General features: G+C 60.4%; 14 protein-coding genes and 1 pseudogene. 9 read left to right on the plus strand and 6 right to left on the minus strand.

Annotation, left to right across the window (positions count from 1 at the left end):
- The 4 genes and pseudogenes from D0T11_RS00005 to D0T11_RS00020 form a co-directional block, all read right to left on the minus strand.
- The coding region (locus D0T11_RS00005) for a DUF6443 domain-containing protein (protein WP_245990558.1) at positions 1 to 2,488 on the minus strand (2,488 nt) is incomplete at its 3' end.
- A 74-nt stretch (positions 2,489 to 2,562) separates the two neighbouring features.
- Positions 2,563 to 6,219 carry an RHS repeat domain-containing protein gene (locus D0T11_RS00010; RefSeq protein WP_119653740.1) on the minus strand — a complete coding sequence of 1,219 codons (3,657 nt, stop codon included), beginning with the start codon at positions 6,217 to 6,219 and terminating at the stop codon, positions 2,563 to 2,565.
- A 573-nt stretch (positions 6,220 to 6,792) separates the two neighbouring features.
- Positions 6,793 to 7,886: pseudogene (locus D0T11_RS00015) on the minus strand (IS3 family transposase).
- Between the two features lie 305 nt (positions 7,887 to 8,191).
- Entirely contained in the window at positions 8,192 to 8,758 is a 567-nt protein-coding gene (locus D0T11_RS00020) for a hypothetical protein (protein ID WP_119653741.1), read from the minus strand.
- Between the two features lie 468 nt (positions 8,759 to 9,226).
- Here D0T11_RS00020 and guaB point away from each other — a divergent pair, with 468 nt between their 5' ends.
- From guaB to D0T11_RS00065, 9 genes are all read left to right on the plus strand, one after another.
- On the plus strand, positions 9,227 to 10,699 hold the full coding sequence (gene guaB / locus D0T11_RS00025) for an IMP dehydrogenase (protein WP_119653742.1): 1,473 nt from the start codon (positions 9,227 to 9,229) through the stop codon (positions 10,697 to 10,699).
- 293 nt (positions 10,700 to 10,992) lie between these two features.
- Positions 10,993 to 13,083 (plus strand): SpoIIE family protein phosphatase, encoded by a 2,091-nt coding sequence (locus D0T11_RS00030; protein WP_119653743.1) that lies wholly within the window; start codon positions 10,993 to 10,995, stop codon positions 13,081 to 13,083.
- A gap of 14 nt (positions 13,084 to 13,097) precedes the next feature.
- Positions 13,098 to 13,427: an STAS domain-containing protein gene (locus D0T11_RS00035; RefSeq protein WP_119653744.1), complete on the plus strand. Its 330-nt coding sequence runs from the start codon at positions 13,098 to 13,100 to the stop codon at positions 13,425 to 13,427.
- 41 nt (positions 13,428 to 13,468) lie between these two features.
- Positions 13,469 to 13,882, plus strand: coding sequence for an ATP-binding protein (locus D0T11_RS00040; RefSeq protein ID WP_119653745.1), 414 nt, complete (start codon positions 13,469 to 13,471; stop codon positions 13,880 to 13,882).
- Positions 13,883 to 14,070: 188 nt separating this feature from the next.
- Positions 14,071 to 16,368: a peptidylprolyl isomerase gene (locus D0T11_RS00045; RefSeq protein WP_119653746.1), complete on the plus strand. Its 2,298-nt coding sequence runs from the start codon at positions 14,071 to 14,073 to the stop codon at positions 16,366 to 16,368.
- Positions 16,369 to 16,741: 373 nt separating this feature from the next.
- Positions 16,742 to 18,118 (plus strand): peptidylprolyl isomerase, encoded by a 1,377-nt coding sequence (locus D0T11_RS00050; RefSeq protein ID WP_245990559.1) that lies wholly within the window; start codon positions 16,742 to 16,744, stop codon positions 18,116 to 18,118.
- Positions 18,119 to 18,206: 88 nt separating this feature from the next.
- Positions 18,207 to 19,169: an AAA family ATPase gene (locus D0T11_RS00055; RefSeq protein WP_119653747.1), complete on the plus strand. Its 963-nt coding sequence runs from the start codon at positions 18,207 to 18,209 to the stop codon at positions 19,167 to 19,169.
- A gap of 123 nt (positions 19,170 to 19,292) precedes the next feature.
- Entirely contained in the window at positions 19,293 to 19,739 is a 447-nt protein-coding gene (locus D0T11_RS00060) for a hypothetical protein (RefSeq protein WP_119653748.1), read from the plus strand.
- A 340-nt stretch (positions 19,740 to 20,079) separates the two neighbouring features.
- Positions 20,080 to 20,655 carry a GNAT family N-acetyltransferase gene (locus D0T11_RS00065; RefSeq protein ID WP_119653749.1) on the plus strand — a complete coding sequence of 192 codons (576 nt, stop codon included), beginning with the start codon at positions 20,080 to 20,082 and terminating at the stop codon, positions 20,653 to 20,655.
- A gap of 19 nt (positions 20,656 to 20,674) precedes the next feature.
- On the opposite strand, the gene D0T11_RS00070 is transcribed toward D0T11_RS00065, so the two are convergent.
- Together D0T11_RS00070 and D0T11_RS21920 are read right to left on the minus strand one after the other, a co-directional pair.
- Positions 20,675 to 21,376 (minus strand): hypothetical protein, encoded by a 702-nt coding sequence (locus tag D0T11_RS00070; RefSeq protein WP_147374458.1) that lies wholly within the window; start codon positions 21,374 to 21,376, stop codon positions 20,675 to 20,677.
- A 3-nt stretch (positions 21,377 to 21,379) separates the two neighbouring features.
- The gene (locus D0T11_RS21920) at positions 21,380 to 22,492 is read right to left on the minus strand and encodes a hypothetical protein (RefSeq protein ID WP_147374459.1); all 1,113 of its coding nucleotides are present in this window, start codon (positions 22,490 to 22,492) and stop codon (positions 21,380 to 21,382) included.
- Positions 22,493 to 22,524 lie beyond the last annotated feature (32 nt).

Below are 22,524 nucleotides of genomic sequence, written 5' to 3' on the forward strand. Positions count from 1 at the left end.
CCCACAGGGGCACCGTGGGGTTCTGCGCCAGCCAGTTCGTCTGCCAGGTCTGGAGCTGGTCGCGCTGCTGGCTGGGCGTCCCGCTCAGATCGGCAAAGTGCACCAGGCCCGCGTACACCACCCGGCCCAGCGCGTCGTACTTGCTGGCCGTCCACTCCTTGGCCGCCTGCTGGGCCACGTCCTGGCTCAGAATCGGCTGGTCCAACGCGTTGTAGAGCGTGTAGGCGTAGCCCGCCTGGTCCGGCACCTGCTTCTCTGTCAGCCGCCCCCGCGCATCATGATGATACCGGAACAAGAGCCGCTCCACCCCCGCCCCGCTCACCCGCCAGGCGTTCTGGCGCAGCCGCTGCACGGCCAGCGGGGGCAGCACGGCCCGCAACCGGCCGAACTCGTCGAACACGTAGTACGTCTTGAGCCAGCTGGTGGCCTCGCTCGCGTAGCTGCCGTTGGTGCCCACCTGGGTGAGCACCACCCGCCCTTCCTTATCCGTGAACGCCTGCCGCCACTGGCCCTGCTCGTCGCGGCTGGTTTTCACCCACAGCTCCCCCGCCCCGTACGCGCCCTCATGCGTCAGCTCCTCCCGCTCATTGTCGTAGCCCGGGCTCCAGCGCTGCACCGAGTCGGCCACCGCGTTGGGTCGCTCGCTGAGCGTCACTTCGTGGCCTGCGCCCAGCTGCCACGACTCGCCCGCGCTGGCCTGCACCAGCGGCCGGTTCAGGGGCGAGGCCTCGAAGACCGTCTCGGCGTAGGGCACCGCCGTTTGGGGCAAGTGCTGCGTGAGGCTGGCCAGCAGCGGGTCGCGCCCGCCCTGGCCCCGGTAGAACTGGCCCTGCTCGGCCACCGCGTCCGGGTGGTAGCCCACCGCGTCAGCCGAGGCCGGCGCGGCCGAGTAGGACAGAAACTGCTTCGGCTCGCGGCCCAGCGCGTCGTACTGGGTCAGCTGCACCAGGTCCCGCCCCGTGGGCGAGGCCCCGTGTCGCACCGTCTGCACCGGCCGCCCCAGCCCGTCCAGGTACTGGGTGCTCACCTGCACCCGCCCCGAGTCGGGGCGGGCGGCGCGCAGCTTCGCCGGGTCGGTGAAGGCCACGCGGGCCGCGTAAGTGCGCACGTAGTTCACCGAATCGGTCTGCCCCAGCGGGCGGTTGACGGGCAGCGGCCCGCTGGGCGGGGCCGGGCAGCCCGCGTCCGTGGGCTCGTTGAGCGCCAGCGGCGCGTAGGGCAGCAGGCTCACGTAGTGACCCCGCCCGTAGAGCGTTACGCCGGTGCCGGCCTGGTAGGGCATCCAGTCGTTAGTCACGCGGGTGCGGTACTCGCCTTCCTCGCTCTCGCCCAGCATATGCAGCGCGTAGGTTGGTTGGGTCTGGCCTGGCAGCGCTACCCAGGTTACCCCCACTTTGCGCTCCCACTGGTAGCGGTTGTGCTGGCCCGGCAGCGTGCCGTCGAGTGTCTTCCACTGCCCCTTAACCAAGGCCACTGTATCAGCCCGCAGCAACCGCTGGCGCTGGTGGGGGGCCGGGAAGTAGGGGTGCTTGTTCTGGCCCGGGCCGGTGAGCAGCTGCTCCATCGCGTCGAAACCCAGGTAGTTGCCGCTCAGGTCGGGGTAGCTGGGAAACGGCCCCGCCCCCAGCGGCCCGATGCCCGTAAGCTCGTTGCCCTGGAGTTGAATCGAGGTCGTGGTGGGCAGCGACAACACGCCGGCCGGCAGCACCCCGCTCAACCGGTTACGGGGCAGCGTCAGGTAGATCAGCCGCGTGAGCTGGCCCAGGCTGGCGGGCAAACTCCCGGTGAGCTGGTTGTTGTCCAGGTGGCAGTAGCTGAGCGAAACCATCTGGCCCATCGAGGCCGGCAGCGGCCCGCTGAGCCGGTTATCGGACAGGTTGAAGATGACCACGCCCGTCAGGTTGCCGATGTCCGGGGGCAGCGGGCCGGTAAACTGATTCTGGGCCAGGCCCAGGATGTAGACCGTGCGCAATTGGCTCAGCGAGGCGGGCAGCGGGCCGCTGAGCAAGTTGGTGTTCAGGTCCAGAATACTGATGCCGTTCAGTTGGCCGATGTTTTGGGGCAACTCGCCGGTGAGCTGGTTGTTGCCCAGGTGCAGCTGCACCAAATCGCCGCCCAGCTCCGGCAGGCTGGCCGGGAAGGGGCCGCGCAGGTTGTTACCCGCCAGATGCACCCCATAAACCTGGCTGCCGTACACTTGCAGGCCCTGCCAGGTGCGGAAGTGCCGGCTGCTGAGCGTGTCGGCGAAACCCGGCGTCTGCCACTGGGCCGCCGTGGGCCAGCCCGCCCGCTGGTACCACTGGTCGCCGCCCGTGCCCAGGTAGAGCTGGCGCAGGATACGCACCTTCGCCGAGTCGGCCAACGACTGCGCCGATACACTCCGGGGCAGCCATAGCACCAGAGCTAGCAGAGCCAGCAGAAACGGTCGTGCGATAACGGCAAAACGAGCGGGCAAGCGCATCAGGGACCGGGAGTAGACGTGCGACATAGCGGATAAACAGAATAGCAGCAGCGGATAGGACCGCCAGGCAGAAACGAAAGATTAATGAGAGCCGGGCAGAGTTATGGCCGGGCGTAGCGGTACTCGTTCTCACTCAGCACCCGATTCTGCTCGTCGCGCACCCGCAACAGCCGACCCAGTGCGTCGTATTCGTAGAAGATGGTGCGCCCATCCGGGCCGGTTTGGGAACTAGTGCCAAATAAAGGATCGTAAGTAAGCGTGGTAAGTTGGGTCCCGACCGGGTGTAGGCGCACTTCATCCAACTGGCACGAACCGACCAGAGTGATATTCCCCTGATTATTCACTGGCACGACAGCCTGGAAGAGTTTCCAGTCCTGGAAACCCAAGCCAGTATCTAGCAGGTTTTGGCCGTTGATAGTCGGTGCGCCGCCGCCATTCCTGAGCCAGCAAGAGAACCGATAGGACCCGACTGGCACTCCCAGGCATGACAACTGGCTGGTGGCCGTAAGCTGGTAGCTAGCTTGGCCGGTGTAGCTACTCGTGGCCACAAGATGCCCACCATTTCCACCCGCCTGCCAGCGGCCAAGTTCCCCAGCCTCGAAGCTCGTGTAGGCGACCTGGGCCGCCGTGGCGTTCTTAATTTCGGCAATGGGATGTAAGTTGCCATAGCCCCATACGTAAGCAGTAGGTGAACCAGCCGTCACGGCCTGTTCTCGCAATACCCCGGCTGGACCGTACGAAAACTCAGCCTGCGGCTGATACACCCCCGAGCCCGGCACCAGCGAAGTATAGCCGGCGGCCGAACGAGGTTCCGTCAGCCCTGACGCGGGAGCCGCAAGCGCTGCCTGATACACGCGTCGCGGAACAACTACGCCGTCAGCCGTCGTAGTGAACTGGGTTAGCTGCCCACCCAGCCAACGGGCTGCTTTTCCCGGCTGCTGTACCCACTGCTGCATTTCTACGGGCGTTGTAACCATATAGCGGGCTTGTAGTTGTTGCACGCCTGCGTCAGCCGTAGGAGCATAGTCCAGTGCATACTTGTAACGAGTGCTTCGTTGTAGCCCGTTCGAAACCGTTACCTCTTGACTGTAAGGTTGATAATGAGCACTGGAGCGGTACAATAGGCGTGTTGTAGTCGTCATCGGCTGACGGCGGTCATCATAGCGCATTTCCTCTCTAAGCGTGAGGGGCCACCAACCAACAGTTGTGTAATAGCTTTGCACTACGGCTCCCCGGCAAGGGGTTGGATACCACCTTGGCAACTCCCCCAGACTTCCCTCAATGGAGAGTCCTAAAATTTTCTTATCCGGGATGGAATCAATGCCGAATGTTTGCGCAACCCGCCGCACCAGCTGAATATCAGTTGATCGGAACGGGTCTCCTCCTTCCCGCACGGCGTAGTCCAGGGTAAGCAGTTCCAGCCCGTTCTGTTCATAAAAATCATTGGAAATAAAGCCCTGGTATTGGTTGGCTTGGTCACTAAAGTCTACTTGTCCGGCTGCTAGGTTAAAGAAGACGGAAGTAGTACGCGTTGTCTGTTGGCCGCTACGCTGCACCACGCTCACTGTATCGTAGCCAACAGCACTACCTTGAGCACTACCATTACTGGCTGCAATATCTTCCGCAAAATGCACGATATAATGGCACGTAAACTGCCCGCCAGGGTCTCCAACATTACGCGTAAATGCGCAGCCGGTTTCATCTGTCGAGGTGACGGGAACAATGATGTACTTGTAGGTAGAGTGGAAAACCGGCTGATGTATCAGCCTACCTGTAGAAACAGTGTGGTTATCGGTATCGTAATAATATTCCTTGACTTGGTCACGCATATGATCCTGCCCATCATATGTGCTTATCCGCTTAATGCGGGTCCCTCCTCCACGCCATTTTCTATCAGTGTAGAAGCGTTGGGCATAGTTAACCGCTACACTAACCTGCAAGGCGCGCGGCTGCGCCACGATGGCTTGCAAGCGGTAGCGACCGGGCGGCAGTGAAATAGTTCGCTCATCCCCTCCCGGAGCTCTCCCTTTCAAATATTCAATTCGGGCGATTTGCTTTCCACTCTTATCGAAAAGAGTCCCGTAACCGTCAAACTCACCGACGGGCTCACCATCGGCAGAAGAGATGGCTATTTTAAAGTGCACTGTTTGCGCGTGGGTCAGTACGAAGCTGACGGTATCGGTTTGCGCCCCGCAGTCCATCGCGCCGGCAGTAGCTAGGCAGGCCGTACGCTGGAGAAGCGTTTCCGTGTAGGAAGCCTCATTGGCATTACTGAAATCATGGGATTCAAACTCCAGCGTCGTGACCCCACCCGTTGGATATTGAATCCGGGAAAGTAAGCCAAAGGTTACTGCTGCCGGATTCGTTTCCCGGGAAACAGCCGCCAGTACTTGGCGAGTCTGCCGGTTATCCCGTGGAAAGGGCCACCGGTTAGGCGCGGCATTATAGTAGCCCCACCGGTCAATGGCGTGCGTGCCACGAGCCGGGCCGGCATATTCGGCACTTGTATAGAAGGGTGGAACATAGGTGAGCAGATACGGCGGCTCCGTTAGCTGACGGCCATCGGCTTGCACACCGAAGCGTTGCACCTGTTGCAAGAACAATCGGTCTGCTGGTGCCGCGTAGTCTCCGTATTGGAAGCGAACCTCCTGGTAGCGCGCGCTATCGGGGAGATATTTAAGGCGTACCGCATCCAATCGGCGCATACCCGGCTGATCTGGCCGGTTAGCTGAGCTGACCAGTTCTACACAATGGGTGGCACTGACGATGCGGCTTAGGTACTTGCCCCGAATGTGGGTGGTTGGGCGAATCGAGGTTTTCAAATCCCGTGCGTTAAGCTCATTACATAGAATCGGATGCTTGTCCTGGTCCACTACCGTCTGGGTGCTCATGGCAGGCCGCGGTATGGTGTTCGTTAGATCAGTGTAGAGGTAATTGATGTGGGTAGTGTAATCCTGGTAAATAAAATTCACCATTTCATGCTGCGCGGTTGTAATGCGGGTTAGGAACCAAGCGGAAGCGCCGGATTTGGATGCTGGCGACTCCACGCTGTTTTCTATGTTCGTAATTTCAGCTGCCGTGAACATATACTGGGTGCCGTCGGGGGTGGTGAGCTCCCATCCTCCGGTACCCGAAGTAAGAGGAGAAACGATCTTCAGTGGTTGCGACGGAGTGGTGTATGGGGTACCATACTGATCAAAAATAATCTTGCCACTGTATCCCATGAAGTTAAAACTGAACAAGTCGGGCTGCGTATCCAAGCGACCCTCGAATACGTCGGTCAAGTATTGGTAATAATTCAGCGGATCCGCTCCCGTTCCATCAGTTGAGCCATTGTAGCACGATTCATTGAGGTATTCAGGTAAAGGGGCGGCGTGATATGGATACCCCTGAACGTCAAAATCATCAATGCCCCGGCAGGTACGCACGATAGCGCCACCGGCGTTGAGTGTCCAACTCATACCAGTCCACGGGGATACTTGATCGGGCCGCACGCCGCCGCCATGATATTGCAGCGAGAGGGGCACCGAAACAGTGCGGCCGGGGAGCGTGAAGAGAGGAATGCTGACCGAGGGCACGCCCGTATACAGACTGACCGGCACTTCGCCAAACCGGCCCAGCGCCGCCGCTTCCGGGGAAGTTGGCAGCAGGTTATGATTCAGCATATCGGGCGGTAAGGCCGTTTGGGCTATACTTGCTTCCGGTCGCAGGCTAAACGCCGCCAACAGCATGAACATGATCCAGAAGACACGGGGCATAGGTAGAAGACTTGTTCCTCAATAAGAAATCAGTGATTTTTCAAGCGGTATTTGGGGCCAGAAACGTTGGCGACTCAAAGAACCAGCGGATGCTGGCTTAGCCAAGCGAAAAGGGTTATCCGATTGCCAAAAGCAATGAAAAATTTCAGCCGTTTCTTATTCGGGAACAAGTCTAGACTGTAGTGAATCGGAGATTCACTAGCGATGTTGCTATTCATACAAGTAAAAGAGAAGGGGCTAAGCAAATGCTCGCCCGGAGGGAAGATCTAAACAACTATGTGTTGCGCTAGCGATGAATAGGTGCGTAGTCTAATGCGGCAGGTTATGTAGCACTAGGGTAGGTAGACGGAGCTCAATAACAACGCAATACTATACTGAAGACAGACAAATAACAAGTTGAATCTTCTTTGTTCAGGACATTTGCATCAAACGTGTCGTTAGAGCGGTTCTTGGGTTAGTGTATGGTTTTGAGCTTATCTTCTGGCCATGAAAGCCTATTCACTTGATTTGCGGCAGCGGGTAGCGGGTAGCGGTGTAGGCTTCCCCATAAAGTAGGCCAGTGAAAAGTAGAGGTTAGGCGGCTTGACGAAACTCAGTTGGGGTCATAAAGTGCAACGCCTGGTGAGGGCGCAGGTGGTTGTAATCGTACTGCCACAAGCGGCAGTGCTCGCGCACTTGCTGCAAGGTAGCGAAGAGGTAGCCGTTGAGCAGTTCGCGGCGAAACGAGCCGTTGAAGCGTTCCACATAGGCGTTTTGGGTGGGGCTGGCGGGTTGAATCCAGTGCAGCACAATGCCCTGGGAGCCACACCAGTCCTGTAGTGCCTGGCTGATAAATTCCGGCCCATTATCGACGCGCAGCCGTGCCGGCGGGCCGTGGCGTTCGACCAGGGTCTGGAGCAAACGCACGACGCGGCCGGCCGGCAGCGAGAAATCGACCTCGATGCCCAGCACTTCGCGATTCCAGTCCTCGACCACGTTGAGCGTCCGAAAACGCCGCCCATCGGTCAGCGCGTCGCTCATAAAGTCCATCGACCAGCATTGGTTCGCCGACGCGGGCACGGCCAGCGGCTGGCGGACGCGCTCAGGCAAGCGGCGTTTTTTGCGCCGCTTGCTCAGTTGCAGGCGCTGAGCCTGATAGAGCCGCTACAGCCGCTTGTGGTTGACCAGCAGGCCATCTTTGCGCAGCCGATGGTAGTATTTCCAAAAGCCCCAGCCCGCGTGGCGTTTGACCAACGCCAGCAACGCGTCGACGAGCAGTGCGTCGGCCGTCGGCCGTTCGTTTTGGTCGCCCCGGCAGGCTTGTACTCTGGCGTAGCTGGCTCGCGCCAGAGTACAAGCCTGCCGCTGGCTCAGGCCCCGCGCCACGGCGTGCTGGGCCACGGCTCGCCGCTCGGCCGGGGCCACTACTTTTTTCGCAGCACCTCCTTGACCACTTGGTTTTCCAGGCTCAAATCGGCCACCAGTTGCTTGAGCCGGCGATTTTCTTCTTCCAGATGCTTGAGCCGTTGCAGCTCGGTCAGTTCCAGGCCGCCGTACTTGCTCTTCCACTGATAAAACGTAGGCTCACTGATACTGTGCTCGCGGCAAATCTGGACCACGGTTTGGCCCTGGCCTTGCTGGCGCAGGATGCCGATGATTTGGGCTTCACTAAAGCGACTCTTTTTCATGGGTAGTAGGAAAAGGATGGAAAAGATACCCCCTTCCTCTACTTTTCACTGGCCTACTTCACGGGGAAGCGTACACGCCTCCTTGCTTCTCCTCGTTGTCCAGCTACACCGCTCACGAAACCGCTATAGCAACTACATCAAAAAGCCCGCTGCTCCCCGAGCAGCGGGCTTCCCTTTAACTTGCACGTTTCCGATACGGCTGCTTTGGCCTGCCTGGCCGATGCCTCCCATCTGCCTGGCTTGTGCTGGCTTTGCCGGGTCGCCCAAGCCTTCCACCGGAAATAGTACGAAACCAGGAAACACCCTTAGAGCGTGCGCGTGGCCTCGTCGAAGTGGCCCGGCTGGTCGCTGGCCCGGATCGTGATTTTGTCCCCGTTCAGGTCGGCGTTGGCCGTGGTGGCCGTGTAGAGCCAGTCCAGGGCGTTGGGCTGCTGCACGGCGGCTCCTTCTTCTACCAAGGAGCCATCCCCGTTTTCGATGCGCACCCGCACGGCCACCACCTTGAAGTCGTCGGTGGCCCGCACCCGGATGACGTCGCCCTTTTTGCCGGCGTACCGGCTCAGGTCAATCTCGCGGATGTCAGGGGCTTTCAGAAAGTCGGCCACGGCAATGGCGTAGGCGCTGCCGTGGCGCCCGTCCAGCCGGGTGGCGTATTCGGCCTTAGCGGCCGGGTCGCTTATCTGGGCTTTGGCATACACGGCTGCCTCCTGAAACCGCTGCCGCTGCGCCTGCTGGGCCGCCGAGGGCTCGCCCGTTGTTTCGCCCGGGGCTGCCGATACGATGGTGCGCCCGCCCTGCTGCCGGAACACCAGCGTGCCCCCGATCATGCCGCTTAATCCCTGCGTCACGATGTTATTCTTTACTCTAGCCATAGGAAATAGAAAGATTGGTGAGCATAGCTGACGATGCAGGGCAAGCAAAATTGTATACTCCAGGGTGCGGGGTAACATGTTGGCCCGGAGCAGGGTGCGGGGCCTGCCCTGTTTGCGGCTTGAACTGAAGCTGTTTGAACAGGACTTACCCACTCGGGTTGCTTTTGCCCCCCGGAGGGGCGCGCTGTTTATAGAAAACCCCTGTGCGTAAATCGTATCGAAAAGCCGGCGTTTGCGTGGCTTGTCCTCCTGCGCTGGCGAAGGACCTTATCCCGAATGCCTGCCCGGACCTGATTTCAAGCGGCGCGGACGGAGCAGGGTGCTTCCCAGGCGCAGGATGACCGATTTTCCGACTTTCTGCACGGCTTCACCGGCTTCCCGGAAAATACACCCTTGCCATAACCCGAAACCCAACTTTGCGCCGTAGCTTTGTCCGGCAACAAGCCACCCCTTAACCCTCTTGTTGCCATGGCCGACCACGCTGCCAAAATTGCCTTCGAGGCGCTTACCTACGACGACGTCCTGCTGCTGCCCGGGTACTCGGAAACGCTACCCCGCGACGTCGACCCCAGCACCCGGCTCACCCGCAACATCCGGCTCCAGCTGCCCTTCATCTCGGCCGCCATGGATACCGTCACGGAGGCCGAAATGGCCATTGCCCTGGCCCAGGAAGGCGGCCTGGGCATCATCCACAAAAACATGAGCATCCGGGCCCAGGCCGAGCTGGTGCGCCGCGTGAAACGCTCCGAGAGCGGGATGATCCTCGACCCCTTCACGCTGGAGGAAACCGCTACCCTGGCCGACGCCAAGAAGCTGATGCGCGACAACAACATCGGTGGCATTCCCATCATCGACGCCGAGCGCCGCCTCAAGGGCATTCTCACCAACCGCGACCTGCGCTTCGAGAAGGATATGAGCCGGCCCGTAACGGCCGTGATGACGGCCACCCCGCTCGTAACGGCCAAGGCCGGCACCGAGCTGGCCGCTGCCGAAGACATCCTCCAGGATTCCAAAGTCGAGAAACTACCCGTCATCGACCCCGAAGGCCGGCTGGTGGGCCTCATCACCTACAAGGACATCCGCAAGCGCCGCCGCACCCCCAACGCCTGCAAGGACGAGCTGGGCCGCCTGATGGTAGGGGCCGCCGTGGGCGTTACGGCCGACTTGTTCGACCGCGTGGCCGCCCTGGTGGAGGCCGGCGTGGACGTGGTGAGCGTAGATACCGCCCACGGCCACAGCAAGGGCGTGCTCGATGCCGTGCGCAGCCTCAAGCAGCAGTTCCCCGACCTGGACGTAATTGCCGGCAACGTGGCCACCGCCGAAGGCGCCCGCGCCCTGGCCGATGCCGGGGCCGACGCCGTGAAGGTCGGAGTGGGGCCAGGGAGCATCTGCACCACCCGCATCATTGCCGGTATCGGCGTGCCCCAGCTCTCGGCTGTGCTCGAAGCGGCCCGCGGCCTGGAAGGCACCGGCGTCCCCATCATCGCCGACGGCGGCATCAAGTACTCCGGCGACGTGGTGAAGGCCCTGGCCGCCGGGGCCAGCACCGTGATGGTGGGCTCGTTGCTGGCCGGCACCGAGGAAGCCCCCGGTGAGATGACCCTGTTCGAGGGCCGCAAGTACAAGAGCTACCGCGGCATGGGCTCGGTGGAAGCCATGGAAGAGGGCAGCAAGGACCGCTATTTCCAGGATGCCGAGGATGATGTAAAGAAGCTGGTGCCCGAGGGCATCGTGGGCCGCGTGCCCTATAAAGGGCTGGCTGCCGAAGTACTCTACCAGCTCACGGGCGGCCTGCGGGCCGGCATGGGCTACTGCGGAGCGGCCACCATCGAGCAGCTGCAAACCGCCCGCTTCGTACGCATTACCGGGGCCGGCCTGCGCGAATCCCACCCCCACGACGTGCAGATTACCCGCGAGTCGCCGAACTACAGCAGCCGCTAGCCGGCCAGCTCCGGAGTTTTCAGGGGCGCGCACGGCCACGGCTTCCTCAGGAAGCCGTGGCCGTTTTTTTGTCCTTTCACCGGATACCAAGGCAGGTGAACCGGTCGGTAAGCGGTTCGGCAGCAGTTCGGCTACCCTGGTGCCCGGGCCGGCCGTCCTGTGGGCTTACGGTTGAGCTTGCCCAAACCCGGGGCCGGCGACTTTAGCAAACAGTTGCGGTTTTTACCCGGTGGCCCGTATCTTGGCCTCCCGTTCGGCTCTCCGTTCCGGCTCCGCGTCCTTAGCCTCCCCGCATGTCATTCGTTCGGAAGATCCATCCCTTCCTGTTGCCTTTTTCCGTGCTGAGCTGGTTGGCCCTGCTGACCGGCACGCTGCTATACGTGCATCCGGCCCTCACAGAAGGCCGGTTTATGCCTTCCGGCTGGATGGTACTGGCCTTACTGGCCCTGTTTACGGTTGCTCTCTTCCTGCGGGAGCGCTACCGGCCGGAACGCCTGCGGGGTATCGATTTCAACCGCCTCATGGGCCGGCTGGTAAGGGGTCCGGGCCTGCTGGCGGCAGCTGGCGTGGGCCTGCACCTGGTACTGTACTATGTGCAGCCGCCGCCGGCCACCGGCTCCCTGCTGCTCACGGGCATCTACCTCAGCAACGTAGGGCTGTTTATGGTCCTGCTGGCCCGCACTACCTACGCCTGGCGCTCCCTGGTACTGTTCCATAATACCGACCGCCTCAGGCAGCATTGGACCTGGTTTGAGGTGCTGCTGGGGGCCACGCTGCTGCTCCACCTGCTGCCCTGGACGCCGCCGCTGGGCCTGGCTACTGCGCTGTTTGGCGCGTTAGGCGCTTTCGGGGCCTACCTGAGTGGCCGGCAGAAGTGGGTGGCCTACCTGAGCCGTCGGCAGAAGCTGGAAGTCCTGCTGCTCCAGCTGGCCATTATCGCGGTTATGGCCTTGTTCGTGTTCTACTTCCAGCGCACCCAGAACACGCTGCGCCTGCTGGTGCCACCCACGCAAAGCGCCTTTCTGTTGCTCTGCGCTTTTTTCGCCGGTTTCTACGCCCTGGTGGGTTTGCTGGTCACGCTCCTGCACCTGCCCACGGCGGGCGTATTTGAGCAAAAGCGTGAGGAGATTCTGAGTATGCAGCGCCTCACCCAGCTTATCCAGCGCGGCCAGACGGCGGCAGAGGTGTACCGCATGTTCTTCGAATCGGCCATCCAGACGGTGGGCGCGGATGCAGCCTGGCTGCTGGTGGAAGAACAGGAGAAGAACTATCTGGAACACCACCACCACCTCACGCCCGAACAGGGCAACGCCATCCGGCTGCTGCTGGCCGACTACAACCTCAGCAACATTGAGTACCTCAACAACGATTTGGCCGGCAGCAGCTTCCGCCAGCTCAATCTGCCCTATGGCTCCCTGATGGTGATGCCGCTGCAATCCAGCAAGCAGCAGTACGGCAACATCTACGTGCTCAAGCAGTACGCCCAGGCCTTCGACCGCGAAAACCTGAGCATCCTGCAAACCTTCGCCAGCCAGACGGTGCTCAGCATCGAGAACCTCCAGCTGATTCAGGCGTCGCTCAACACCCAGCGCGTGCAGGACGAGCTTAAGATTGCCTCGGCCGTGCAGGAAAGCCTGATTCCGAAAAACCTGCCCATCGACAACTGGTTCGAAATCAGCTCCCACGCCGTATCGGCCACCGAAGTCGGCGGCGACTTCTACGACTTCCTCCACCTGCCCGGCCGGCGGCTGGCCGTGCTCATCGGTGATGTGAGCGGCAAGGGTGTGACGGCCGCCTTCCACGTGGCCCAGATGAAAGGGATTTTTCACGCCCTGATGCAGGAAAACCCCCTGGCCCGTAACGAGCGGGAGAAGTTCCCGGTACCCAGCAAGTTTATGGCCCAGGCCAACGACGCGCTGGCCCGCTGCCTCGAGAAATCGGCCTTCATCACGGCCTCGCTCTACATCATCGACTACGAGCACGGCGGCTTCGTATTCGCCCGCGCCGGCCACTGCCACACGCTCTACTACCATTCCATCAAGGAGGAAGTGTCCTACTTCCGCACCACGGGCCTGGGCCTGGGCATCATCCGCAACGACGGCTACGAGAAGCACATCAAAAACCAGTTTTACGACTACAACCCGGGCGATGTGATGGTGATTTACACCGACGGCATCGTGGAGGCCCGCGACGCGGCCCAGGATGAGTACGGCGAAGACCGCCTGCTCCGGATGCTGGAACAGTCGTTTTACCTGGATGCCGACCAGATCAAGGAGTACATGCTGGCCGACCTCAACGAGTTCAGCAAAGGCCAGCCCATGCACGACGACCAGACGCTGCTGGTGATTAAATTCAAGGCCGCCCAACCCGAAGCCGGTCTTTAACGTAGCACGAAGCCATGAAAATCACTCAGAATTCCACCGATACCACGCTTACCCTGATCCTCGACGGCGAACTGGATGCCAGCTCTTCCGTGTTGCTGGACAATGAGTTGAGCAAGCCCGAAATCCTGCGCAACCAGAAAATCCTGGTTGACTGCCGCCAGCTCAACTACATCTCCTCGGCGGGCCTGGGCGTTTTTATTTCTCACCTGCAAACGTTTCAGGATGCCAATGTGAAGCTGGTGTTCTTCAATATGCAGGAGAAAGTGCACAACGTATTTGAAATCCTGGGCCTGGATTCGCTGATGACCATTGTTCCTTCTTCGGCCGAAGCCGAGGCTGCTTAATTCCGACCGCCCCTCCGCTCGACCGCTCCACCCTCCCCGGAATGAAACAGGCCCTCCGAATCAGCTGCACCCGCCGCAACCTCAAGGTGGTGCGTGACTTCGTGAGCGACTTTCTGACCAGCTACCAGCTCTCCGAAGTGCAGATCAACCAGATTGTGCTGGCCGTGGATGAGGTAGTGGCCAACCTGATTATCCACGGCAACGGCGAGGACGAATCGAAGCACCTGGACGTGCGGGTGGGGGTGCAGGACCGGGAATTCGGCATTGAGCTGGAAGACACCAACCGTACGTCCTACTCGCCCGGCAGCTACCAGGAGCCCGATTTGCAGGAGTACGTGCGCATCGGCAAGAAAGGCGGCGTGGGCATGATGCTGGTCAACCGCATCATGGACCGGGTGGAGTTCACCACCCACAACAGCCACAACATTTGTCGCCTCTATAAGCACCTGATCTAAACCAGGTTTGGCGCCCGTCACCCACCAGAAGAGCACTCCGCCTGCGGGGTGCTTTTTTTATAGCCCGGCGCGGGAAGGCCGGGACACCGACGGCCGAAAAAAAATCCGTAAAATTGCGACACTATGCCCTCCGCACCCGGGTTATTCCCCGGCCGGATTCCTTGCTCAGCCGATTCCCTTCCCTTCGTATGCACAAACGCATTTTGTTTGCCGGTACCGCCGCGGCCACTTTGCTGGCCGGGTGCCAGGCTACCAAATCCACCACCGCCACCCCGGCCTCTCCCACCGTCGAAACCCTGGGCACCACGGCCGTTCCGGCCGCGGAATTCGCTTACGTGTACCGTAAAAACAACAGCTCGGCTCCTGATTTCGGAACCAAAGCCGGCGTGCAGGAGTACCTCGACCTTTACACCAACTTCAAGCTGAAGGTGCTGGCCGCCGAGCAGCGCGGCCTCGATACCACCCAGGCGTTTCAGCGCGAGCTGGAGGGCTACAAGCAGCAGCTGGCTCAGCCCTACCTCACGGAGAAGAGCGTGACCGATCAGCTGGTGCGCGAAGCCTACGACCGGATGAGCAAGGAGGTCAGCGCCTCCCACATCCTGCTCCGCCTACAGCCCGACGCGGCCCCCAAGGACACGCTGGCCGCCTACCAGAAGATCGTGGCCCTGCGCCAGCGCATTGCCGGCGGCGAAGACTTCAACCAGGTAGCCCGCGAAACTTCCGAAGACCCTTCGGCCCGCGAAAACGGCGGCAAGCTGGGCTACTTCACAGCCATGCAGATGGTGTATCCCTTCGAGTCGGCCGCCTACGCCACGCCCGCCGGGCAGGTGTCGGCGCCGGTGCGCACCCGCTTTGGCTACCACCTCATCAAGGTGAACGACGTGCGCCAGGCCCAGGGCGAAATCAAGGTGGCCCACCTCATGATCCGGGCCACGCCCGGCATGCCCGCCGCCGACTCGGTAACGGCCCGCAAGAAAGTAGACGAGTTGTACAGCCGCCTTACCAAACGCGGCGAGAACTGGGAGAAGCTGGTCACGCAGTTTTCGGAGGATGCCGGCTCGGCTGCCAACGGGGGCGAGCTGCCGCCCTTCGGCACCGGCCGCATGATTCCCTCCTTCGAGGAAGCCGCCTTCAAGCTCCAGAAGCCCGGCGACCTGGCCCCGCCCGTGCAAACGCCCTACGGCTGGCACATCATCAAGCTGATCGAAAAGCAGCCCGTGCCCTCGTTCGAATCGATGGAGCCCACGCTTAAAAGCAAGGTTTCCAAGGACTCGCGCTCGGAGCTCAACAAAACCGCTTTCCTCAAGCGGGTGCGCCAGGAAAACAACTTCGTGGAAATTCCGGCCGCCAAAGACTATCTGCTGGCTAAAGCCGACACCGCCCTCGTGCAGGGCAGCTTCGCCTATACCGCTCCGTCGGCCCCCACCAAGGCCAGCAAAACCCCGACCGATTACGCCACCCTGTTCACCATCAAGGGCAAGCCGTATCTGGTGAAGGATTTCCTGACTTTCGCCCAGCAAAACCAGCGGCCCCGGCCCGGGGCCGAGCCCCGCTTCGCCATGCAGCAGCTCTACGACCAGTACGTGGACGAGAGCCTGACCGAGTTCGAGAAGGCCAACCTGGAAACCAAGTACGAGGATTACCGGATGCTGGTGAAGGAGTACCGCGACGGGATTCTGCTCTTCCAGCTCATGGACGAGAAGGTGTGGAGCAAGGCTATTGAGGACACCGTGGGCCTCAAGCAGTTCTTCGCCGACAACCAGAGCAAGTACCAGTGGGAGCCCCGCGTACAGGCCACCGTGGTGAGCGCCGCCTCGCCCGAGCTGCGCACCCGGGCCCAGCAGCAGCTCAAAACCGGCCGCTTCGTGGTGCGCCAGGGCGTGCCGGCCAGCGTGGCCTTCGCAGCCAACACCGCCGACGTGCAGCCCGCCGGCCGCGCCGCCCTCGAGGAGTTGGCCGGCCGCCTGGCCGCCGATAATGCCCTGACGCTTACCATCAGCAGCCGCACCAAGCGCGGGGAGCCGGCCGCGCTGGCCGCCCGCCGCAACGCCAGCGTGGTGAAGTACCTCACAGCCCTGGGCGTACCCGCCGGCCAGCTGCAAACGGCCACCGGCAAGCCCGCCGCCGCCGACGCCCAGCTTAGCCTCATCAGCACCAACCCGGTAGCCCTGGAAGAAACGCTCAACACCCGGAACCCGCTGGCCGTCCAGATTCAGCAGCGCAACTTCCAGAAGGGCGACAACAAGGCCGTGGACCAGTTCCTGACCAGCGCCCCCGGCACCTACACCACCGAGGCCGATGGCCGCTTCTACGCCGTGGTAGTCGATAAGCAGCTGCCCGCCGGTCCCAAGGCCCTGTCGGAGGCCCGTGGCCAGGCTACTTCCGACTACCAGAACTACCTGGAGAAGCAGTGGATTGAGCAGCTGCGCACCCAATACCCGGTCACTATCAACCAGTCGGAAGTAGACAAGCTGGTGACCAAGTGAGTAGTGAGAAGCAGTACGGGAACCGGCCGTAAACAGAACGTCATTCTGAGTGCAGGCGGAGCCGTAGTCGAAGAATCTCGCGTGCTGACGTTGGGCAACGCATCTACGAAGCGGTAGAGATTCTTCGACTACGGCTCCGCCTACACTCAGAATGACGTTCTTATTCTCCCCTACTCTCTCCCCATGCAACGCTACAGGCCCGAACCGGCTCTGGGCATTAGAGCCGGCCGGAATCCGGGGAAATCCGGGGTTTTTGCCGGTGCAAGGATTTATGACGAAATTTGCGGGCGGCTTTTGGCGTTTTGCCAGTCGTCTGGCCTGAACCGTGCGGTTGCCGGGGAGGGGTTTAGAGAAAGATTCCATGATTCAATGTTTGCGAGTACCAGTCCGGCAGGTACTGCTGAGTGCGGCCCTGCTGGTTGTTTCGGCCACGGCCGGGTATGCTCAGTTGGGCGTGGGCCGGCCGGTAGGCCTGCGGGTGGTCGATGGCATCATCGCCAAAGTCGACAACCAGATTGTGCTGAAGTCGGACCTGGAAACCATTTATGCCCAGGAAGTAGCCCGGGCCGAGGGCAAACCCCTGCCCCCCGACACCAAGTGCAAAATCCTGCAAAGCTTGGCCCTCAACAAGCTGCTGCTGGCCAAGGCCGAAACCGACTCCGTGGTGGTGGAAGAATCGCAGGTGAAAAGCGAGCTGGACCGCCGCATGGCCTACTTCGTGCAGCAGATTGGCTCCGAGAAGAAGCTGGAGGAGTACTACAATAAGTCGCTCAAGGACCTAAAAGACGACTTGCGCATCCAGGTGAAGGAGCAGCTGGTGCAGCAGAAAATGCAGGAGCAGATTGCCGGCAAAGTGTCGGTGACGCCCCGGGAAGTGCGCCAGTTTTTCAGCCGGATGCCCAAAGACAGCCTGCCCTACTACTCCACCGAGGTGGAGGTAGGCCAGATTGTGAAGCTGGCCCAAACTAACAACAAGGCCAAGCAGGCATCCCAGACGCAGCTCAACGATTTGCGGGCCCGCATTCTGGCCGGCGAGGATTTTGCCACCCTGGCCAAGCAGTTTTCCCAGGACCCCGGCTCGGCCGTGGAAGGCGGCTACCTCGGCTTCTTTAAGCGCCGCGAACTGGTGCCCGAGTACGAAGCCGCCGCCCTGCGTCTGGAGCCCGGAGGCCTCTCGCCCATCGTGGAGTCGCAGTTTGGCTTCCACCTCATTCAGCTCATCGAGCGCAAGGGCGACTCCTACAGCACCCGCCACATCCTGCTCAAGCCCGAAACCGGCACCGCCGATACCAACGAAGCCGCCCGGGAGCTGGCCAGAGTGCGCCTGCGCATCCTGGGCGACAGCGTGAGCTTTGCCAAAGCCGCTAAAGACAACTCCGACGACAAGCTGACCAGCGGCAACGGCGGCCTGCTCCAGAACCGCCGCGACGGCAGCACCTACCTGCCCCTCGACCAGCTCGACCCGGCCATCTTCTTCACCATCGACACCATGAAGGTGGGCAGCGTGACCCCACCCCTACCCTACCGCACCGACGACGGCAAGGATGCCGTGCGCATTCTCTACCTCAAGTCGAACAGCCCGCCCCACCAGGCCAACCTCGACGACGACTACCAGAAAATTGCCGCCGCCGCCCTCAACCAGAAGAAAAACAAAGCCCTCGACGCCTGGTTTGCCCTCAACCGGGGCACCGTTTACCTCGAAGTAGACCCCGAGTACGCCGGCTGCCAGCTGCTGAATTCGATTAACTAATTTTCGTTATCCGTTTTCCGTTCTTCGTTTTTCGCCACCCATGAATGTGGTTGAAAAACGAAGAACGGAAAACGAAAAACCACCCCGAATGCCCTTCGCCTCCGATAAAGAAGCCGCCGATGCGCTGGCCCGCTCCTACCAGCAGCTGCGCCAGGAAATCGGCAAAGTCATTATTGGGCAGGAAGAGGTGGTGGAACTGGTGCTGACGGCCGTGTTTTCGCAGGGCCACTGCCTGCTGGTAGGTGTGCCCGGGCTGGCCAAAACCCTGCTCATCCAAACCATTGCCGACTCGCTGGACCTGTCCTTCAACCGCGTCCAGTTCACGCCCGACCTGATGCCCTCCGACATTGTGGGCTCGGAAACGCTCAATCAGCAGCGCGACTTCCACTTTGTGCCGGGGCCGATTTTCGCCAACATCGTGCTGGCCGACGAAATCAACCGGACGCCGCCCAAAACCCAGGCTGCCCTGCTCGAAAGTATGCAGGAGTATGCCGTGACGGTGGCCGGCAAGCGCTACCCCTTGCAGCGCCCGTTCTTCGTGCTGGCCACCCAGAACCCCATCGAGCAGGAGGGCACCTACCCGCTGCCCGAGGCCCAGCTCGACCGGTTCATGTTCAACATCGAGCTGGATTACCCCAGCTACGAGGCCGAGCTGCAAATCGTGAAGAACACCACTTCCAACCACAAAGCCACGGTGAGCAAGGTGCTGCACGCCGACGAAATTCAGGCCTACCAGCAACTCGTGCGCCGGGTGCCGGTGGCCGATAACGTGGTAGAATACGCCGTGGGCCTGGTGCACAAAACCCGTCCCAACACCGGCCGCGGGGCCGCCCGCGCCACTCAGCTCCTGGAGTGGGGTGCCGGCCCCCGCGCTTCCCAGCACCTCATCGTGGGGGCCAAGTGCCACGCCCTCATCCACGGCAAGTACTCGCCCGATATTGAGGACGTGAAGGCCGTGGCGCTACCCATTCTGCGTCACCGCCTCGTGCGCAACTTCAAGGCCGAAGCCGAAGGTATTTCGGTGGATCAGATTGTGAAAGAACTCCTTTAAATTGAGTGATAATTGAGAACGAAGAATTCGCAGCGAGGACTGATGATTGCCTGAAAGTCCTGTTACTATCCATTCTTACTTCTTACTTCTTACTTCTTACTTCTTACTTCTTACTTGAACAAGATGGAAGCAGCCGGTTATTACCAGCAGTTCGAGCGCAACCTCGAAATCATCCTCAGCGGCCTCGACGCGGGCCTCAACATCAGCACCACGGCCCTGAACGTGTCGTTGCCGCTGGAGGTGTACGTGCTGAGCGAAGTGCTTAACCAGGGCGGCGGCCAGTTCCGCCTCTCCGACAACCTCGCGCCCGGCGAGCAGGTGCGCGAGTTTCTGGCGCAGTTTCAGCGCCACGAAGCCCACAACGAGGCCCTGATGCAGCGCATTCTGGCGGATAAAAAGGCCCTGATGCGTACCCCGGAAGGCCGCGTGCTAACCAAGGAAATGCTCATCCGCCGGCTGGAGTATTTCAACGAAGCCGCCCGCCAGGTGAACGTGATGCGTAACCAGTTCGCCCTCGGCAGCCCCCCCCAGTCGCGCTCCGGCGTAGGGCTGGAATTGCAGAAAGGCTGATCACGGATTGGCGCGGATTTTAACGGATTTCGCGGATTTTGTGGACGGTGCGGGGCTCTGACAGCCTCCCTCAGAAGGGTGTCTCGTTTTGGGGCAGCCTTTTTGCGTTTTGATGGCGGAGTACGGTAGTCTGCTGGTCCTGCTTCCTGCTGGATCTGCTGGATCTGCTGGATCTGCTGGATCTGTAATGCTGCTGTGCGGGCTTGTTGGGCCGCCCTGCTTAGCCTGGTTCGGAGTAGCCCCCGGAATGGCTGCCTTCTGGTAGCGGAGTTGCAAAACCGGCCGTAAAAGACGTATTTCTGGGCTGCTTACGGCCCTGCGGCCACTCCGGCTCCCTGTTATGTACACTGCCTTTCCCACTCCTGCCCCGCCCGATACCCCGCTGCTGACGGCGCGCCTGATGCTGCGGCCCTACCAGCCCCCGGATGGGGCGGCGTTTTTTGGGCTCATCGACGCCGACCGCACCCGTCTGCGCCCCTCGTTTCCGGCCCGCGAAGCCACGGCCGCCACGCCGGCCGCCGCCACCCGCCTGCTCCATCAGTTCCGCCACGACTGGACGACCGGCCGCCTCTACGTGCTCGGCATCTGGCACCGCCAGACCGGCGAATACCTCGGCGACATCAGCCTCAAACCCAACTGGACCCCGCCCATCACCCTCGAAATCGGGTATTACCTAGCCACGGCCGCCGAGGGCCAGGGCTATGCCCGCGAGGCGCTGGCCGCCGTTACCGGCTTCGGCTTCGACACCCTGCACGCCAAACGCCTGCTCATCCGCTGCCGCCCCGACAACCCGCGTAGCCTCGCCGTAGCCGTGGCCTTGGGCTTCCAGCCGCTGCCGGTGCGCCCGCGCCCGGCCTGGCTGCGCCGGATGCTGGGCGGCAGCCCGCCGGTGCTGTATTATATACTGAAGCGGTGATGGATTGAACGCTTATCCCTTACTGCTTCTTCTTCACGTCGAATCGGTAACGCAGCCCAAGATTCCAGCCGCGCTGGAATCCGAAGGTGCTATTTAGTTGCTGGGTGCTGAAAGTACGGTCGATAGCGCGCAGGTTTTTGGTCAGCGACACATCCAGCGCAGCTTCAAAGTGCCGCCCGAATCGATAGGAGACGGCAGGACCGAACGTTAAATAGGAGTTAGTGACACGGTCACCCCATGAATTATTTAGCACGACCTGCTGATTCACTTCACTCACTGCTTTCAACTTATCGCGGTAATGAACAACGGTCAGGCCTGCTAATCCATCGAATTGGATACGATGCTCGACTTGGCGGGTAAGGCGGCGACGCAATAACACGGGCAGAGCCTTAACCCAAGCCTCAGCGTAGCTATACCGCGAGGTTGGCTCCCCCGCTATGGTAGTGCCGTAAGCGGTACGTTCATCCAAAAAGTGATAAGCCGAATACCCCATCTCCACTGCCCAGCGAGGGGTAAGCCAACGACCTAATTTAAACTGATATGGCCCCACTCCTGTCAGGCCGGGAGCAGAGCCTACAACAACTATTTCAAAATCATGGTCGGCTAGTTGAGCGGTTGCGTACCAAGACAGGGGAGCAGGCTCAAGTAGAGTCTGAGCTCTGGCCTGCATTCCTCCTACTACGAGTAGTAATGTGATGTAAGAAACAATTGAGGTTCTCATACCTTACTTCTTTTTGGAACAGAAATAAATATAATCACCCCCAGCTCCTTCATTCAAGTCCTGAGTATAATCTGCATCCCACCCAACTGGTGGCACCGGACGCGCATTATTACTAGAAATCACCCCGACTTCTATTGGACGGCCATAGCTTGGGGCCTTGAATTGATAGCCATAAATGTATCGACCATGAGCTCCATCATTTAAGTCGGGATGCTTCCAAGTGCTTCCGGGAACAGGATTTAACGTCCACAATGGTACAAAGCCCCTAGGCTGGTTTACGGGAGAACTTATCCCCGTCGGTGTCTTGAACGCCTGAATTTCACGTACCGGCCCTGATATATCATCCTGAGCCCAACCCCAGCCTGTCTCATCACCGAGCCGAACATAGCTGGGTCTTCTGGTGAACGTGAGAAACATTCGCATTCCTCCCGTACCTCGGTTCAAATCGACGGCAATCTTGTAATAGCCAGCGAGTGGCTGCTCAAGTTCCCCTTTCACTATTTTAAGGTCATAAATATATCCATTCGGATTTACTGCGTCCGTATATGTTGAGGTAGTTTCGCTGCTAACGAACACGGTAGCCGATGGAGACGAGCCGCCACCTACAGGCCCTTGATAGCACGGCGAACCAGGGTCGAGAGTGCTCGGGTCGCATGGCTCATCTATAGACCTGCTAATAGCGGCTGTCGAGCGAGTATACCGAATGGTGCGTAGCGCGAACCCTTTGTTTGGGTCCCGCAAGCTTACATCACACTTAGGACGTGCAATCGGGTGTCCTTCTGCATCTAACAAGGTGGGGGTTCCCTTCGCTACATACTGGCCTACGGGGTCCACGATTTCGCCGCGTTCAACCCGCTCTACAAAGCGCAGCCACTCAGCCTGCGCTTTAGAGGTTGATTTGGCAGATTCAGTATTAGCCAACAACTGTTTTACTTGTACTGCACTAGGTTTCGGTTCTGGTTGAAGGGCTTTCTCACATCCCCATAAAGCAATTACCCCCCCCAATAATAGAGTAGATAGGACTCGTGTATTCTTTTGTTTCATAGCGGTGAAAAAGAGGCGGTTCGTAAGGAAAAATTCCGGGACAAGAATACGAAGTCGCAAAGTGAAATTCAAATCCTACAAGCTAATTATCTGACTCCTACATA

The organism is Hymenobacter rubripertinctus (genome assembly GCF_003583925.1).
Taxonomy (GTDB): Bacteria; Bacteroidota; Bacteroidia; order Cytophagales; family Hymenobacteraceae; genus Hymenobacter; species Hymenobacter rubripertinctus.

Bases quoted from the DNA above. Each gene is read 5' to 3' on its own strand.
- D0T11_RS00010 (WP_119653740.1), bottom strand. From the start codon at position 6,219: ATGCCCCGTGTCTTCTGGATCATGTTCATGCTGTTGGCGGCGTTTAGC.
- D0T11_RS00020 (WP_119653741.1), bottom strand. From the start codon at position 8,758: ATGGCTAGAGTAAAGAATAACATCGTGACGCAGGGATTAAGCGGCATG.
- guaB (WP_119653742.1), top strand. From the start codon at position 9,227: ATGGCCGACCACGCTGCCAAAATTGCCTTCGAGGCGCTTACCTACGAC.
- D0T11_RS00030 (WP_119653743.1), top strand. From the start codon at position 10,993: ATGTCATTCGTTCGGAAGATCCATCCCTTCCTGTTGCCTTTTTCCGTG.
- D0T11_RS00035 (WP_119653744.1), top strand. From the start codon at position 13,098: ATGAAAATCACTCAGAATTCCACCGATACCACGCTTACCCTGATCCTC.
- D0T11_RS00040 (WP_119653745.1), top strand. From the start codon at position 13,469: ATGAAACAGGCCCTCCGAATCAGCTGCACCCGCCGCAACCTCAAGGTG.
- D0T11_RS00045 (WP_119653746.1), top strand. From the start codon at position 14,071: ATGCACAAACGCATTTTGTTTGCCGGTACCGCCGCGGCCACTTTGCTG.
- D0T11_RS00055 (WP_119653747.1), top strand. From the start codon at position 18,207: ATGCCCTTCGCCTCCGATAAAGAAGCCGCCGATGCGCTGGCCCGCTCC.
- D0T11_RS00060 (WP_119653748.1), top strand. From the start codon at position 19,293: ATGGAAGCAGCCGGTTATTACCAGCAGTTCGAGCGCAACCTCGAAATC.
- D0T11_RS00065 (WP_119653749.1), top strand. From the start codon at position 20,080: ATGTACACTGCCTTTCCCACTCCTGCCCCGCCCGATACCCCGCTGCTG.
- D0T11_RS00070 (WP_147374458.1), bottom strand. From the start codon at position 21,376: ATGAGAACCTCAATTGTTTCTTACATCACATTACTACTCGTAGTAGGA.